This window comes from Streptomyces sp. SudanB5_2050, from assembly GCF_964272335.1.
Taxonomy (GTDB): Bacteria; Actinomycetota; Actinomycetes; order Streptomycetales; family Streptomycetaceae; genus Streptomyces; species Streptomyces rochei.
This window is the reverse complement of the sequence record NZ_OZ186760.1, coordinates 1,569,399-1,585,495: the sequence shown is the minus strand read 5'-3', so window position 1 is coordinate 1,585,495 and position 16,097 is coordinate 1,569,399. Positions and strand designations below refer to the sequence as shown.

Annotated in this window: 16 protein-coding genes; 15 read left to right on the top strand and 1 reads right to left on the bottom strand. The window is 70.8% G+C overall.

Annotated elements, in window-relative coordinates:
• The first annotated feature begins 45 nt into the window (after window positions 1-45).
• The 3 genes from ACFZP7_RS06965 to nusB all read left to right on the top strand — a co-directional run bounded on the left by ACFZP7_RS06965 (window position 46) and on the right by nusB (window position 2,218).
• Window positions 46-1,152 (top strand): aminopeptidase P family protein, encoded by a 1,107-nt coding sequence (locus ACFZP7_RS06965; RefSeq protein ID WP_019325078.1) that lies wholly within the window; start codon window positions 46-48, stop codon window positions 1,150-1,152.
• Between the two features lie 68 nt (window positions 1,153-1,220).
• Window positions 1,221-1,787 carry an elongation factor P gene (gene efp, locus ACFZP7_RS06960; protein WP_019325077.1) on the top strand — a complete coding sequence of 189 codons (567 nt, stop codon included), beginning with the start codon at window positions 1,221-1,223 and terminating at the stop codon, window positions 1,785-1,787.
• 2 nt (window positions 1,788-1,789) lie between these two features.
• A complete protein-coding gene (nusB, locus tag ACFZP7_RS06955; RefSeq protein WP_019325076.1) occupies window positions 1,790-2,218 on the top strand; it encodes a transcription antitermination factor NusB in 429 nt (142 codons plus the stop codon).
• A 110-nt stretch (window positions 2,219-2,328) separates the two neighbouring features.
• On the opposite strand, the gene bldD is transcribed toward nusB, so the two are convergent.
• On the bottom strand, window positions 2,329-2,832 hold the full coding sequence (bldD, locus tag ACFZP7_RS06950; RefSeq protein WP_019325075.1) for a transcriptional regulator BldD: 504 nt from the start codon (window positions 2,830-2,832) through the stop codon (window positions 2,329-2,331).
• A gap of 297 nt (window positions 2,833-3,129) precedes the next feature.
• Here bldD and pyrR point away from each other — a divergent pair, with 297 nt between their 5' ends.
• The 12 genes from pyrR (at window position 3,130) to coaBC (ending at window position 16,038) form a co-directional block, all read left to right on the top strand.
• Window positions 3,130-3,723: a bifunctional pyr operon transcriptional regulator/uracil phosphoribosyltransferase PyrR gene (gene pyrR, locus ACFZP7_RS06945; protein ID WP_019325074.1), complete on the top strand. Its 594-nt coding sequence runs from the start codon at window positions 3,130-3,132 to the stop codon at window positions 3,721-3,723.
• Window positions 3,724-3,838: 115 nt separating this feature from the next.
• Window positions 3,839-4,819, top strand: a complete 981-nt coding sequence (locus tag ACFZP7_RS06940) for an aspartate carbamoyltransferase catalytic subunit (protein WP_385634083.1) — start codon at window positions 3,839-3,841, stop codon at window positions 4,817-4,819.
• A 4-nt stretch (window positions 4,820-4,823) separates the two neighbouring features.
• Window positions 4,824-6,110, top strand: coding sequence for a dihydroorotase (locus ACFZP7_RS06935; RefSeq protein ID WP_046248874.1), 1,287 nt, complete (start codon window positions 4,824-4,826; stop codon window positions 6,108-6,110).
• Complete coding sequence (locus tag ACFZP7_RS06930; RefSeq protein WP_031016507.1) at window positions 6,107-6,682, top strand: hypothetical protein; 576 nt, start codon at window positions 6,107-6,109, stop codon at window positions 6,680-6,682. The genes ACFZP7_RS06935 and ACFZP7_RS06930 overlap by 4 nt, the downstream gene beginning before the upstream one ends.
• Window positions 6,679-7,821, top strand: coding sequence for a glutamine-hydrolyzing carbamoyl-phosphate synthase small subunit (gene carA, locus ACFZP7_RS06925; protein WP_030973170.1), 1,143 nt, complete (start codon window positions 6,679-6,681; stop codon window positions 7,819-7,821). The genes ACFZP7_RS06930 and carA overlap by 4 nt, the downstream gene beginning before the upstream one ends.
• Window positions 7,814-11,122: a carbamoyl-phosphate synthase large subunit gene (carB, locus tag ACFZP7_RS06920; protein ID WP_062138340.1), complete on the top strand. Its 3,309-nt coding sequence runs from the start codon at window positions 7,814-7,816 to the stop codon at window positions 11,120-11,122. Before carA ends, carB begins: the two co-directional genes overlap by 8 nt.
• 62 nt (window positions 11,123-11,184) lie before the next feature.
• Window positions 11,185-12,291, top strand: a complete 1,107-nt coding sequence (locus ACFZP7_RS06915; RefSeq protein ID WP_031016503.1) for a quinone-dependent dihydroorotate dehydrogenase — start codon at window positions 11,185-11,187, stop codon at window positions 12,289-12,291.
• Window positions 12,288-13,136, top strand: a complete 849-nt coding sequence (pyrF, locus tag ACFZP7_RS06910) for an orotidine-5'-phosphate decarboxylase (protein ID WP_385634082.1) — start codon at window positions 12,288-12,290, stop codon at window positions 13,134-13,136. The genes ACFZP7_RS06915 and pyrF overlap by 4 nt, the downstream gene beginning before the upstream one ends.
• 231 nt (window positions 13,137-13,367) lie before the next feature.
• Window positions 13,368-13,691: an integration host factor gene (locus ACFZP7_RS06905; RefSeq protein WP_003977346.1), complete on the top strand. Its 324-nt coding sequence runs from the start codon at window positions 13,368-13,370 to the stop codon at window positions 13,689-13,691.
• A 49-nt stretch (window positions 13,692-13,740) separates the two neighbouring features.
• Entirely contained in the window at window positions 13,741-14,334 is a 594-nt protein-coding gene (gene gmk / locus ACFZP7_RS06900; protein WP_030973164.1) for a guanylate kinase, read from the top strand.
• Window positions 14,335-14,426: 92 nt separating this feature from the next.
• Complete coding sequence (gene rpoZ, locus ACFZP7_RS06895; RefSeq protein WP_003977348.1) at window positions 14,427-14,699, top strand: DNA-directed RNA polymerase subunit omega; 273 nt, start codon at window positions 14,427-14,429, stop codon at window positions 14,697-14,699.
• Between the two features lie 136 nt (window positions 14,700-14,835).
• Window positions 14,836-16,038, top strand: a complete 1,203-nt coding sequence (gene coaBC / locus ACFZP7_RS06890; protein ID WP_385634081.1) for a bifunctional phosphopantothenoylcysteine decarboxylase/phosphopantothenate--cysteine ligase CoaBC — start codon at window positions 14,836-14,838, stop codon at window positions 16,036-16,038.
• Window positions 16,039-16,097 lie beyond the last annotated feature (59 nt).

Below are 16,097 nucleotides of genomic sequence, written 5' to 3'. Positions count from 1 at the left end.
CCCTCTCGAGCGGCGCCCCCCGAGGGAAGCTCATACGCTCGGTTCATGTCACAGGTGTACGCGGCCCGCCGAACCCGCCTACGAGAACGCTGCAACGCGGGCGGCAGCGCGGCGGCGCTCGTCTCCCGCCCCGCCAACGTGCGCTATCTCGCCGGTGCCGCCCCGCGCGGCGCCGTGCTCCTCCTGGGCAAGACCGAGGATCTGCTGATCTGCTCCACCCCGCCCGACGACCGGCCGGCCGACGGACGGCCCGACGACGCGCTGCCGGTGCGCACGCTGCCCGGCCCCGGCGGCGACGCCGCCGTCGCGGCCGCCGGTCTCGCCGCGGCCCAGGGCGCCGAGTCCCTCGCCACCGAGGACCACCACCTCACCGTCGTCCGGCACCGCGCCATGCGCTCGGTCGCCCCGCGGCTGCGTCTGTCCGACCTCGGCCAGGCGGTCGAACAGCTCCGGGTCGTCAAGGACGAAGAGGAGATCTCCTGCCTGCGCATCGGCGCCGAGATCGCCGACCAGGCCCTGGGCGAGCTGCTGGAATCCATCCTGGTGGGGCGCACCGAGCGGCACCTCGCCCTGGAACTGGAACGCCGCCTGGTGGACCACGGCGCCGACGGCCCGGCCTTCCCGACCTCCGTCGGCACCGGTCCGAACTCGGGGCGCCGCGGCCACCGGCCCACCGACCGGCGGGTGGAGGAAGGGGACTTCCTCTCCGTGTGCCTGGGCGCGACCTACCGCGGCTACCGCTGCGAGATCGGCCGGACCTTCGTCATCGGGACCTCGCCGGCCGACTGGCAGATCGAGCTGTACGACCTCGTCTTCGCCGCCCAGCGGGCCGGCCGGGAGGCCCTCGTACCCGGCGCGGCCTGCCGGGACGTGGACCGGGCCGCCCGCCAGGCACTGGATTCGGCCGGGTACGCTGAGCACCTTCCGGGCCTCACCGGACACGGAGTCGGACTCGAAATCGACGAGGACCCGCAGTTGGCCCCCGCGGCCATGGGTAAACTGGACGCTTGTGTGCCGGTCACCGTCGAACCGGGGGTCCACCTCCCGGGCCGGGGCGGGGTCCGGATCGATGACACGCTCGTCGTGCGCCCCGAGGCGGACGGCGGACCCGAGCTACTCACCATCACGACCAAGGAGCTGCTCGCGCTCTAGCCTTCGCGCTGTGCGCATGCCTGCACCGGGGTCGTCCACGTCAGTCCAGTCCAGGAGATTCCGCAACCGTGGCTTCCACGAACGACCTCAAGAACGGCATGGTGCTCAAGCTCGAAGGCGGCCAGCTCTGGTCCGTCGTCGAGTTCCAGCACGTCAAGCCCGGCAAGGGCCCGGCCTTCGTGCGCACCAAGCTCAAGAACGTGCTTTCCGGCAAGGTCGTCGACAAGACCTTCAACGCCGGCGTCAAGGTCGAGACGGCCACTGTCGACAAGCGTGACATGCAGTTCTCGTACATGGACGGCGACTACTTCGTCTTCATGGACATGGAGACCTACGACCAGCTGCACATCGACCGCAAGGTCGTCGGCGACGCCGCCAACTTCCTGATCGAGGGCTTCGAGGCCACCGTCGCGCAGCACGAGGGCGAGGTGCTCTTCGTCGAGCTGCCCGCCGCCGTCGAGCTGACCATCCAGGAGACCGAGCCGGGCGTCCAGGGCGACCGCTCCACCGGCGGCACCAAGCCCGCCATCCTGGAGACCGGTCACCAGATCAACGTCCCGCTCTTCATCACCACCGGTGAGAAGATCAAGGTCGACACCCGCACGAGCGACTACCTCGGCCGGGTGAACAGCTAACCGTGGCTGCCCGCAACACGGCCCGCAAGCGCGCCTTCCAGATCCTCTTCGAGGGCGATCAGCGCGGCGCCGACGTCCTGACGGTCCTCGCCGACTGGGTCCGGCACTCCCGGTCCGACACCCGGCAGCCGCCGGTGAGCGAGTACACGATGGAGCTGGTCGAGGGCTACGCCGAGCGTGCCGAGCGCGTCGACGAGCTGATCGCCCAGTACTCGGTCGGCTGGACGCTCGACCGGATGCCGGTCGTCGACCGCAACATCCTGCGCCTGGGCGCGTACGAGCTGATCTGGGTCGACGAGACCCCGGACGCCGTCGTCCTGGACGAGATGGTGCAGCTGGCGAAGGAGTTCTCCACGGACGAGTCGCCCGCGTTCGTCAACGGCCTGCTCGGCCGGCTGAAGGAGCTCAAGCCTTCGCTGCGTCGCGACTAGCTCCGCCGGTGCCGGCGCTGAGCCCCACGACGTGACAAAACCGCCGGGGTGGCGGGAACCGCATGGTTCCCGCCACCCCGGCGGCACGTTTCTGCTGAGGCTGCCGAGGCTCAGATGTCCTCGTGGGACGCCACCGCGCGGCGCGCGTCCGCGTCCAGGACGCCCCAGCTGATCAGCTGCTCGGTCAGGACCGAGGGCGACTGGTCGTAGATGACCGCGAGCGTGCGCAGGTCGTCCTGGCGGATCGAGAGCACCTTGCCGTTGTAGTCACCGCGCTGCGACTGGATCGTCGCCGCGTAGCGCTGGAGGGGGCCCGCCTTCTCGGCTGGCACCGTGGCCAGCCGCTCCAGGTCCAGGACCAGCTTCGGCGGCGGCTCGGCGGCACCGCCCGGGGTGGTGCCCGGAAGCAGCTCCTGCACGGGGACGCCGTAGAAGTCCGCCAGCTCGGCGAGGCGCTGCACGGTCACGGCGCGGTCGCCGCGCTCGTACGAACCGACCACCACGGCCTTCCAGCGGCCCTGGGACTTCTCCTCGACACCGTGGAGGGAAAGGCCCTGCTGGGTGCGGATGGCCCGGAGCTTGGCCCCGAGCTGTTTGGCGTATTCGCTGGACATATGGCTCCCGGACAAGGTGTCGACGCGATCCGCACAGTCGCGTACCGCGCGGCTGGTAACTCACTGTGAGGTTACGCAGCGTTACTCTCCTGCGTCAAGCCGAATGGTCCGCACCGACTCTTCCGTGGTATTCGCATTTCGTTGCTCCGAACGGGTGGCGCCGAGGTGGCAGAGGGGTGACGCGGGAGCGACCGGGGGGTCGACGAGACGGTTCTGTGAGCCTGATACCGTGGGTGACGCACATCCCGACGTCCTTTAAGGTCCGTCCCGTGAGGCGGAGAAGGAGGTCCGTTTCGTATGGACAAGCAGCAGGACGCGCCCGCGGGCGCGCACTCCGATGCGCGGCCCGTTCTCGAGGGTCCCGACATCGCCCGGGTCCTGACCCGCATCGCCCACGAGATCGTCGAACGCGCCAAGGGCGCCGACGACGTGGTGCTCCTCGGCATCCCGACCCGCGGCGTCTTCCTCGCCCGGCGGCTCGCCGACAAGCTGGAGCAGATCACCGAGCGCAAGGTCCCGGTCGGCTCGCTCGACATCACCATGTACCGCGACGACCTGCGCATGCACCCGCCGCGCGCCCTCGCCCGCACCGAGATCCCCGGTGACGGCATCGACGGCCGGCTGGTCGTCCTCGTCGACGACGTGCTCTTCTCCGGCCGCACCATCCGCGCCGCCCTCGACGCGCTGAACGACATCGGCCGCCCCCGCGCGGTGCAGCTCGCCGTCCTCGTCGACCGCGGCCACCGCGAACTGCCCATCCGCGCCGACTACGTCGGCAAGAACCTCCCGACGTCGCTGCGGGAGACGGTCAAGGTCCAGCTCGCCGAGGAGGACGGTCGCGACACCGTGCTGCTCGGTGCCAAGCCGGACGCCCCGGGCGCCCACCCGTAGCACCCGCGCGTACGCGCCCAGCCGTGCCGTACGCCCGCTCGGTGTGCCCGCACGCACGCTCGGCCGCCCGAATTATCCCGCTCTTCCGCATGAATCGCCCTACGGAGCCTGACAGATGCAGCGTCATCTCATCTCGGCCGCCGACCTCACCCGCGACGACGCCGTCCTGATCCTCGACACCGCCGAGGAGATGGCCCGGGTCGCCGACCGGCCGATCAAGAAACTGCCGACCCTGCGCGGCCGCACCGTCGTCAACCTCTTCTTCGAGGACTCGACGCGGACCCGGATCTCCTTCGAAGCCGCCGAGAAGCGCCTGTCCGCGGACGTCATCAACTTCACCGCCAAGGGCTCCAGCGTCTCCAAGGGCGAGTCCCTCAAGGACACCGCCCAGACCCTGGAGGCCATGGGCGTCGACGCCGTCGTCATCCGGCACGGCGCCTCCGGCGCCCCCTACCGCCTGGCCACCTCCGGCTGGATCGACGCCCACGTCATCAACGCCGGCGACGGCACCCACCAGCACCCCACCCAGGCCCTGCTGGACGCCTTCACCATGCGCCGCCGGCTGGTCGGCCCCGACACCGGCCTCGGCAAGGACCTCGACGGCCGCCGCGTCACCCTGGTCGGCGACATCCTGCACAGCCGCGTCGCCCGCTCCAACGTCGACCTGCTGCACACCCTCGGCGCCGAGGTCACCCTGGTCGCCCCGCCGACCCTGCTGCCGGTCGGCGTCGAGACCTGGCCCTGCGAGGTCTCCTACGACCTCGACTCCACCCTGACCAAGTCCGACGCGGTGATGCTGCTGCGCGTGCAGCGCGAGCGCATGAACGCCGCGTTCTTCCCGACCGAGCGCGAGTACTCCCGCCGCTACGGCCTCGACGGCGACCGCATGGCGAAGATGCCCGACCACGCCATCGTGATGCACCCCGGCCCCATGGTCCGCGGCATGGAGATCACCGCCGAGGTCGCCGACTCCGACCGCTGCACCGTCGTCGAGCAGGTCACCAACGGCGTCTCCGTCCGGATGGCCGTCCTCTACCTGCTGCTCGGCGGAGCCGAGCCCGCCGTCACCCACGCCCGTCCCACCGAGGAGAAGTAAGAACATGAGCAAGATCCTGATCCGCGGTGCGAAGGTGCTCGGCGGCGAGCCGCAGGACGTGCTGATCGACGGCGCCACCATCGCCGAGGTCGGCACCGGGCTGAGCGCCGAGGGCGCCGAGGTCGTCGAGGCCGCCGGCCAGGTGCTGCTGCCCGGCCTGGTCGACCTCCACACCCACCTGCGCGAGCCCGGCCGCGAGGACTCCGAGACCGTGCTGACCGGCACCCGCGCGGCGGCGAGCGGCGGCTACACCAACGTCTTCGCCATGGCCAACACCTTCCCGGTCGCCGACACCGCCGGCGTCGTCGAGCAGGTCTGGCGGCTCGGCAAGGAGTCCGGCTACTGCGACGTGCAGCCCATCGGCGCCGTCACCGTCGGCCTGGAGGGCGCCAAGCTCGCCGAGCTGGGCGCGATGCACGAGTCCGCGGCCGGCGTCACCGTCTTCTCCGACGACGGCAAGTGCGTCCACGACGCCGTGATCATGCGCCGCGCCCTGGAGTACGTGAAGGCATTCGGCGGCGTCGTCGCCCAGCACGCCCAGGAACCCCGGCTCACCGAGGGCGCCCAGATGAACGAGGGCGTCGTCTCCGCCGAGCTGGGCCTCGGCGGCTGGCCCGCCGTCGCCGAGGAGTCGATCATCGCGCGGGACGTGCTGCTCGCCGAGCACGTCGGCTCCCGCGTCCACATCTGCCACCTGTCCACGGCGGGCAGCGTCGAGATCGTCCGCTGGGCCAAGTCCCGCGGCATCGACGTCACCGCCGAGGTCACCCCGCACCACCTGCTCCTCACCGACGAGCTGGTCCGGTCGTACGACCCGGTCTACAAGGTCAACCCGCCGCTGCGCACCGAGCGCGACGTGCTGGCCCTGCGCGAGGCGCTCGCCGACGGGACGATCGACATCGTCGCCACCGACCACGCCCCGCACCCGCACGAGGACAAGGACTGCGAGTGGGCCGCCGCCGCCATGGGCATGGTGGGCCTGGAGACCGCGCTGTCGGTGGTCCAGGAGACCATGGTGGACACGGGCCTGCTGGACTGGGCCGGCGTCGCCGACCGGATGTCCTTCAAGCCCGCGCAGATCGGACAGGCCACCGGACACGGCCGTCCCGTCTCGGCTGGTGAGCCCGCCAACCTCACTCTCGTCGACACGGCATACCGTGGCCGGGTGGACCCCGCGGGCTTCGCCTCGCGCAGCCGCAACACCCCCTACGAGGGGCGTGAGCTGCCGGGCCGTGTGACGCACACGTGGCTGCGGGGCAAGGCCACGCTCGTCGACGGGAAGCTCACGTGACCTCTGTAGCACCGGTAATCCTGCTGGCCGCCGAGAAGGAATCGGCGGAAGTGACCGACTGGGCCGCCCGCATCGGCTGGGTCGTCGGCCTCGGCCTGTTCGTCGCGCTCGTCTACTGGCTGATGCGCGAGGGCTGGAAGTGGCGCGGCACCCTCCAGGGCGACCTGCCCGAGCTGCCCGGCGCGCCGGACGCCCCCGGCCCGGCGAGACTGAGCATGAGCGGCCGCTACCACGGCTCGACCACCGCCGGGCAGTGGCTGGACCGCATCGTGGCGCACGGCCTGGGCACCCGCAGCCGGGTCGAGCTCACCCTGACGGACGCGGGACTGGACGTCGTACGCCCCGGCGCGAACGACTTCTTCGTCCCCGTCGCCGCGCTGCGCGAGGCCCGGCTCGACAAGGGCATCGCCGGCAAGGTGCTCACCGAGGGCGGCCTGCTGGTCGTCACCTGGGAGCACGGCGACAAGCTGATCGACTCCGGCTTCCGCTCCGACCACGCGGCCGAGCACAACGAGTGGGTCGAAACCCTGAACGACATGATCAACAAGACGGAAACGGAAGGCGCACGATGACGACCTCCACCCGGGGAGCCGGCAAGGCTCCCGCCGTACTCGTCCTGGAGGACGGCCGGATCTTCCGCGGCCGCGCCTACGGGGCCGTGGGGGCCACGTTCGGCGAAGCCGTGTTCTCCACCGGCATGACCGGCTACCAGGAGACCCTCACCGACCCGTCGTACCACCGCCAGGTGGTCGTGATGACCGCCCCGCACATCGGGAACACCGGCATCAACGACGAGGACATGGAGTCCAAGAAGATCTGGGTCTCCGGATACGTCGTGCGCGACCCCGCGCGCGTGCCCTCCAGCTGGCGCTCCCGCCGCACGCTGGACGACGAGCTGGACGCCCAGGGCGTCGTCGGCATCTCCGGCATCGACACCCGCGCCCTCACCCGCCACCTGCGCGAGCGCGGCGCCATGCGCGTCGGCATCTTCAGCGGCGACGCCGTCCAGGACGACGCCGCGCTGCTGGCCCGCGTCCAGGAGGCCCCCGAGATGAAGGGCGCCGACCTCTCCGCCGAGGTCGCCACCACCGAGCCGTACGTGGTCCCGGCGATCGGCGAGAAGAAGTTCACCGTCGCCGCCGTCGACCTCGGCATCAAGGGCATGACCCCGCACCGCATGGCCGAGCGCGGCATCGAGGTGCACGTCCTGCCCGCCACCGCGACCGTCGAGGACGTCTACGCGGTCGACCCGGACGGCGTCTTCTTCTCCAACGGCCCGGGCGACCCGGCCACCGCCGACCACCCGGTCTCCGTCATGCGCGGCGTCCTGGAGCGCGGCACCCCGCTCTTCGGCATCTGCTTCGGCAACCAGATCCTGGGCCGCGCCCTCGGCTTCGGCACCTTCAAGCTGAAGTACGGCCACCGCGGCATCAACCAGCCCGTGCAGGACCGTACGACCGGCAAGGTCGAGGTCACCGCGCACAACCACGGATTCGCCGTCGACGCCCCGCTCGACAAGGTCTCCGACACCCCCTACGGCCGCGCCGAGGTCTCCCACGTCTGCCTCAACGACAACGTGGTGGAGGGCCTCCGGCTCCTCGACAAGCCGGCCTTCAGCGTCCAGTACCACCCCGAAGCGGCAGCCGGCCCGCACGACGCCGCCTACCTGTTCGACCGCTTCGTTTCCCTGATGGAGGGCCAGCGTGCCTAAGCGCACCGATATCCAGTCCGTCCTGGTCATCGGCTCCGGCCCGATCGTCATCGGCCAGGCCGCCGAGTTCGACTACTCCGGCACCCAGGCGTGCCGGGTCCTGAAGTCCGAGGGCCTCAGGGTCGTCCTCGTGAACTCCAACCCGGCGACGATCATGACCGACCCGGAGATCGCCGACGCCACCTACGTCGAGCCGATCACCCCCGAGTTCGTCGAGAAGATCATCGCCAAGGAGCAGCCCGACGCCCTGCTGCCCACCCTGGGCGGCCAGACGGCGCTCAACACCGCCATCTCGCTGCACGAGAACGGCGTCCTGGAGAAGTACGGCGTCGAGCTGATCGGCGCCAACGTCCAGGCGATCCACAAGGGCGAGGACCGCGACCTGTTCAAGGAGGTCGTCGAGGAGGTCCGCAAGAAGATCGGCCACGGCGAGTCCGCCCGGTCCTACATCTGCCACTCCATGGACGACGTCCTCAAGGGCGTCGAGGAGCTGGGCGGCTACCCGGTCGTCGTCCGCCCGTCCTTCACCATGGGCGGCGCCGGCTCCGGCTTCGCGCACGACGAGGAGGAGCTGCGCCGCATCGCCGGCCAGGGCCTCACCCTCTCGCCGACCACCGAGGTCCTCCTGGAGGAGTCCATCCTCGGCTGGAAGGAGTACGAGCTGGAGCTGATGCGCGACAAGAACGACAACGTCGTGGTCGTCTGCTCCATCGAGAACTTCGACCCCATGGGCGTGCACACCGGCGACTCGATCACCGTCGCGCCCGCGATGACGCTCACCGACCGCGAGTACCAGGTGCTGCGCGACGTCGGCATCGCGATCATCCGCGAGGTCGGCGTCGACACCGGCGGCTGCAACATCCAGTTCGCGGTGAACCCGGTCGACGGCCGCGTCATCGTCATCGAGATGAACCCGCGCGTGTCGCGTTCCTCGGCGCTCGCCTCCAAGGCGACCGGCTTCCCGATCGCCAAGATCGCCGCGAAGCTCGCCGTCGGCTACACGCTGGACGAGATCCCGAACGACATCACGCAGGAGACCCCGGCCTCCTTCGAGCCCACGCTCGACTACGTGGTCGTCAAGGCCCCGCGCTTCGCCTTCGAGAAGTTCCCGAGCGCCGACTCCACCCTCACGACCACCATGAAGTCGGTCGGCGAGGCCATGGCCATCGGCCGCAACTTCACCGAGGCGTTCCAGAAGGCGCTGCGCTCGCTGGAGAAGAAGGGCAGCCAGTTCACCTTCGTCGGCGAGCCGGGCGACAAGAAGGCGCTGCTGGAGGAGGCCGTCCGGCCCACCGACGGCCGCATCAACGCCGTCATGCAGGCCATCCGCGCGGGCGCCACGCCCGAGGAGGTCTTCGCGTACACGAAGATCGACCCCTGGTTCGTCGACCAGCTCTTCCTGATCAAGGAGACCGCCGACGAGCTGGCCGCCGCGCCCGAGCTGACCGCCGACCTGCTCGCCGAGGCCAAGCGGCACGGCTTCTCCGACCAGCAGATCGGCGAGATCCGCGGCCTGCGCGAGGACGTCGTCCGCGAGGTGCGGCACGCGCTCGGCATCCGGCCGGTCTACAAGACGGTCGACACCTGCGCCGCCGAGTTCGCCGCGAAGACGCCGTACTTCTACTCCTCCTACGACGAGGAGACCGAGGTCGCGCCCCGCGAGAAGCCGGCCGTCATCATCCTGGGCTCCGGCCCCAACCGCATCGGCCAGGGCATCGAGTTCGACTACTCCTGCGTCCACGCCTCCTTCGCGCTGAGCGACGCCGGGTACGAGACCGTGATGGTCAACTGCAACCCGGAGACCGTCTCCACCGACTACGACACCTCCGACCGGCTGTACTTCGAGCCGCTCACGCTGGAGGACGTCCTGGAGATCGTCCACGCCGAGCAGCAGGCCGGACCGGTCGCGGGCGTCGTCGTCCAGCTCGGCGGCCAGACCCCGCTGGGCCTGTCCCAGGCGCTCAAGGACAACGGCGTGCCGATCGTCGGCACCTCGCCCGAGGCCATCCACGCCGCCGAGGACCGCGGCGCCTTCGGCCAGGTCCTCAAGGAGGCGGGCCTGCCCGCCCCCAAGCACGGCACCGCCACCACCTTCGCCGAAGCCAAGGCCATCGCCGACGAGATCGGCTACCCGGTCCTCGTCCGCCCCTCCTACGTCCTGGGCGGACGCGGCATGGAGATCGTCTACGACGAGACCCGGCTGGAGGCGTACATCGCCGAGTCGACCGAGATCAGCCCGTCCCGGCCGGTCCTGGTCGACCGCTTCCTGGACGACGCCATCGAGATCGACGTCGACGCCCTGTACGACGGCGAGGAGCTGTACCTCGGCGGCGTCATGGAGCACATCGAGGAGGCCGGCATCCACTCCGGCGACTCGGCGTGCGCCCTGCCCCCGATCACGCTCGGCGGCTTCGACATCAAGCGGCTGCGCGCCTCCACCGAGGGCATCGCGGCCGGCGTCGGCGTGCGCGGCCTGATCAACATCCAGTTCGCGCTGGCCGGGGACATCCTCTACGTCCTGGAGGCCAACCCTCGCGCCTCGCGCACCGTGCCCTTCACCTCGAAGGCGACCGCGGTGCCGCTCGCGAAGGCCGCCGCCCGCATCTCGCTGGGCGCGACCATCGCCGAGCTGCGTGCGGAGGGCCTGCTCCCGGCCAACGGCGACGGCGGCACGCTCCCGATGGACGCGCCGATCTCCGTCAAGGAGGCCGTGATGCCGTGGTCCCGCTTCCGGGACATCCACGGCCGCGGCGTCGACACGGTCCTCGGCCCGGAGATGCGCTCCACCGGCGAGGTCATGGGCATCGACTCCGTCTTCGGCACGGCGTACGCCAAGTCGCAGGCGGGTGCGTACGGCCCGCTGCCGACCAAGGGACGGGCGTTCATCTCGGTCGCCAACCGCGACAAGCGTTCGATGATCTTCCCGGCCCGCGAGCTGGTCGCCCACGGCTTCGAGCTGCTCGCCACCTCTGGCACCGCCGAGGTCCTCAAGCGCAACGGCATCAACGCCACGGTCGTGCGCAAGCAGTCCGAGGGCACCGGCCCGAACGGCGAGAAGACCATCGTCCAGCTCATCCACGACGGCGAGGTCGACCTCATCGTCAACACCCCGTACGGCACCGGCGGCCGCCTCGACGGCTACGACATCCGTACGGCGGCCGTGGCCCGCTCCGTGCCGTGTCTGACGACCGTCCAGGCGCTGGCGGCGGCGGTCCAGGGCATCGACGCCCTCAACCACGGCGACGTGGGAGTGCGCTCGCTCCAGGAACACGCGGAATTCCTGACCGCGGCCCGCGACTAGCAGCCCCGAGGGGGACACCGGAAACGGTGTCCCCCTCTTCATGAGGCTTCATGAGGACACCCATGTACAGAACCTTCTTCTCGCTCGTCTTCAAGCGGATGGACCCGGAGCGGGCGCACCACCTCGCCTTCCGCTGGATCCGCCTCGCCGTGCGCGTGCCCGTCCTGCGCACCTTCGTCGCGGCCGTGCTCGCCCCCCGCCACAAGGAGCTGCGCACCGAGGCGTTCGGCCTGCGCATGCACGGCCCCTTCGGACTGGCCGCCGGCTTCGACAAGAACGCCGTCGCCATCGACGGCATGGCCATGCTCGGCTTCGACCACGTCGAGATCGGGACCGTGACGGGGGAGCCGCAGCCCGGCAACCCCAAGAAGCGGCTGTTCCGGCTGGTGAGCGACCGCGCGCTGATCAACCGCATGGGCTTCAACAACGACGGCTCCCTGGCCGTCGCCGCCCGCCTGGCCTCCCGCACGCCCGTGTTCAAGACGGTCGTCGGCGTCAACATCGGCAAGACCAAGGTCGTCCCGGAGGAGGAGGCCGTCGGCGACTACGTGAAGTCCGCCGAGCGCCTCGCCCCGCACGCCGACTACCTCGTGGTCAACGTCTCCTCCCCGAACACGCCCGGCCTGCGCAACCTCCAGGCGACCGAGGCGCTGCGCCCGCTGCTGACCGCCGTGCGCGAGGCCGCCGACCGCGCGGTCACCGCGCGGCGCGTCCCGCTCCTGGTCAAGATCGCCCCGGACCTCGCCGACGAGGACGTCGACGCGGTCGCCGACCTGGCCGTGGAGCTGGGCCTGGACGGCATCATCGCCACCAACACCACCATCGCCCGCGAAGGACTCGGCCTGACGTCCTCGCCGGCCCTGGTCCAGGAGACCGGCGGTCTGTCCGGCGCCCCCCTCAAGGAGCGCTCCCTGGAGGTGCTGCGCCGCCTCTACGCCCGCGTGGGCGACCGGATCACCCTGGTGGGCGTCGGCGGCGTCGAGACCGCCGAGGACGCCTGGCAGCGCATCCTGGCCGGGGCCACGCTGGTCCAGGGCTACAGCGCGTTCATCTACGAGGGGCCCTTCTGGGGACGGGCCGTCCACAAGGGGCTCGCCGCGCGTCTGCGGCAGAGCCCGTACGCCACCCTCGCCGACGCGGTCGGCGCCGACGTGAGGAAGCCCCGATGACCGGTACGACCGAGCCGTTCGGCGCGCGACTGCGCCGTGCCATGGACGAACGCGGGCCGCTGTGCGTGGGCATCGACCCGCACGCCTCCCTGCTCGCCGAGTGGGGTCTGGACGACGACGTGGCGGGCCTGGAGCGCTTCAGCCGCACCGTCGTGGAGGCCGTGGCCGACCGGGTGGCCGTCCTCAAGCCGCAGAGCGCCTTCTTCGAGCGCTTCGGCTCGCGCGGTGTCGCGGTCCTGGAGAAGTCGGTCGAGGAGGCGCGGGCGGCGGGCGCGCTGGTCGTCATGGACGCCAAGCGCGGTGACATCGGCTCCACCATGGCCGCGTACGCCGAGTCCTTCCTGCGCGCGGACGCGCCGCTGTTCTCGGACGCGCTGACCGTCTCCCCGTACCTCGGCTACGGCTCGCTGAAGCCGGCCGTCGACCTGGCGCGCGAGAGCGGCGCCGGCCTGTTCGTGCTGGCGCTCACCTCCAACCCGGAGGGCGGCGAGGTCCAGCACGCGGTGCGGACGGACGGACGGAGCGTCGGGGCGACGATGCTGGCCCACCTGGCCGCGGAGAACGCGGGGGAGACCCCCCTGGGCTCCTTCGGCGCGGTCGTCGGCGCCACCCTCGGCGACCTCTCGTCGTACGACCTCGACGTCAACGGGCCGCTCCTGGCGCCCGGCATCGGCGCCCAGGGCGCGACGCCGGCGGACCTGCCGGCGGTCTTCGGAGCGGCGGTGCGCAACGTCGTGCCGAACGTCAGCCGAGGTGTTCTTCGTCACGGTCCGGACGTGACCGCCCTGCGGAACGCGGCGGACCGCTTCGCCGACGAGGTCAGGACCGCGGTGGCGGCTGCCTAGGCTTCCAGAGCCTGGATACATCCTCAAATCGGAGGCAATATGTCCGTAATGCCCGCCATGACGGAGGCTGACCAGGACTTTTCCGCTGTTCTCGCTGACTCTGGCGGCCTTGACCGCTAGTCTCCGTCGAGAGTCGCAGGCAAGCGTGTTGCTCGTGGCTCCCCAGGTGTGGGGCGACTAGGTTCCTCACCGGTCCGTATCCGACAGTTCGACATCCGAGGTGACGTAGGCGTGGCTCTTCCGCCCCTTACCCCTGAACAGCGCGCAGCCGCGCTCGAAAAGGCCGCCGCGGCTCGCCGGGAGCGGGCCGAGGTCAAGAATCGACTCAAGCACTCCGGCGCCTCCCTCCACGAGGTCATCAAGCAGGGCCAGGAGAACGACGTCATCGGCAAGATGAAGGTCTCCGCCCTGCTCGAGTCCCTGCCGGGCGTGGGCAAGGTCCGCGCCAAGCAGATCATGGAGCGGCTCGGCATCTCCGAGAGCCGCCGCGTGCGCGGCCTCGGGTCCAACCAGATCGCCTCCCTGGAGCGCGAGTTCGGCAGCACCGGCAGCTGAGTCAGAAGCTGAGTCCGGACCACTGCGGAACAACTGGAATAATCGCCGCATGGCTGCAACATCCCGGGGGACGACCCCCGTACCCCCGGAATCACGTCCGCGGCTGACCGTGCTCTCCGGCCCCTCGGGGGTCGGCAAGAGCACGGTCGTCGCCCATATGCGCAAGGAACACCCCGAGGTCTGGCTCTCGGTGTCGGCGACGACCCGCAAGCCCCGTCCCGGTGAGCAGCACGGCGTCCACTACTTCTTCGTCACCGACGAGGAGATGGACAAGCTGATCGCCAACGGCGAGCTGCTGGAGTGGGCCGAGTTCGCCGGCAACCGCTACGGCACGCCGCGAGCCGCCGTGCTGGAGCGCCTGGAGGCGGGCGAGCCGGTCCTGCTGGAGATCGATCTCCAGGGCGCGCGCCAGGTGCGCGGGTCCATGCCGGAGGCCCAGCTGGTGTTCCTGGCTCCGCCCTCCTGGGACGAGCTGGTGCGCAGGCTCACCGGCCGGGGCACCGAGCCTCCGGAGGTCATCGAGCGCCGGCTCGCCGCCGCCCGGGTCGAGCTGGCCGCCGAGCCGGAGTTCGACCGGACCCTGGTGAACACCTCGGTCGAGGACGTGGCGCGTGAGCTGCTAGCCTTGACGAACGTCGTGTGATCGCTACTGGTCACCCTGCGATCATCGTGACCGCGATCATCGTGAGTGCGATCATCGTGACTGAATCTTTCCCATCCATCGGAAGGTAGAGCGTGTCCTCTTCCATCTCCGCGCCCGAGGGCATCATCAACCCGCCGATCGACGAGCTCCTCGAGGCCACGGACTCGAAGTACAGCCTCGTGATCTACGCGGCCAAGCGGGCCCGCCAGATCAACGCGTACTACTCGCAGCTCGGCGAGGGCCTCCTCGAGTACGTCGGTCCGCTCGTCGACACCCACGTCCACGAGAAGCCGCTCTCGATCGCCCTGCGCGAGATCAACGCGGGTCTGCTGACCTCCGAGGCCATCGAGGGCCCGGCCCAGTGACACCGGCGGTAGTATTTTCAGCCTGAAGCTGACTTTTCCACAGGCCCGGCAGCGCGACTGCCGGGCCTGTGGTGTGTGATGGGTCGTACGCGGCAGCGATTGCCGAGTCGAGTCGGGGAGAGGTCGGGGAGAGACGGTGGACAAGCCCAAGGTCGTCCTGGGGGTCAGCGGCGGCATCGCCGCCTACAAGGCCTGTGAGCTGCTGCGCAGGTTCACGGAGTCGGGACACGAGGTCCGGGTCGTCCCCACCGCCTCCGCCCTGCACTTCGTCGGCGCCGCCACCTGGTCCGCCCTCTCCGGCAACCCGGTCTCGACCGAGGTGTGGGACGACGTCCACCAGGTCCCGCACGTGCGCATCGGCCAGCACGCCGACCTGGTCGTCGTCGCCCCGGCCACGGCGGACATGCTCGCCAAGGCCGCCCACGGCCTCGCCGACGACCTCCTCACCAACACCCTGCTCACCGCCCGCTGTCCCGTCGTCTTCGCCCCCGCCATGCACACCGAGATGTGGGAGCACCCGGCCACCCAGGAGAACGTGGCGACGCTCCGCCGCCGCGGCGCCGTCGTCGTCGAACCGGCCGTCGGCCGCCTCACCGGCGTCGACACCGGCAAGGGCCGGCTGCCCGACCCGGGCGAGATCTTCGAGGTCTGCCGCCGGGTCCTCGCCCGCGGGGTGCGCGAGCCGGACCTCGCCGGACGGCACGTCGTGGTCAGCGCCGGCGGCACCCGCGAGCCCCTCGACCCGGTCCGCTTCCTCGGCAACCGCTCCTCCGGCAAGCAGGGCTACGCCCTGGCCCGCAGCGCCGCCGCGCGGGGCGCCAGGGTCACCCTCGTCTCGGCGAACGCGTCGCTGCCCGACCCGGCCGGTGTGGACGTCGTCCCGGTGGGCACGGCCGTGGAGCTGCGCGAAGCCGTCCTGCGCGCCGCGGCGGACGCCGACGCCGTCGTCATGGCCGCGGCGGTCGCCGACTTCCGCCCGGCCGTGTACGCCGCCGGGAAGATCAAGAAGAAGGACGACCAGGAGCCCGCCCCCATCACCCTGGTGCGCAATCCGGACGTCCTCGCCGAGATCGCGGGCGACCGGGCGCGCCCCGGCCAGGTGATCGTCGGCTTCGCCGCCGAGACCGACGACGTCCTGGCCAACGGCCGGGCCAAGCTGAAGCGCAAGGGCTGCGACCTGCTCGTGGTGAACGAGGTGGGGGAGCACAAGACCTTCGGCGCCGAGGAGAACGAGGCCGTCGTGCTGGGCGCCGACGGCAGCGAGACCCCGGTGCCGCACGGTCCCAAGGAAGCACTGGCCGAAACCGTGTGGGACCTCGTGGCGGAACGGCTCGGCTGAATGACTCATTCACTCCACGGCCCTCGCGAACCCCGCGCATTCGAGCGTGGCGACCCTGG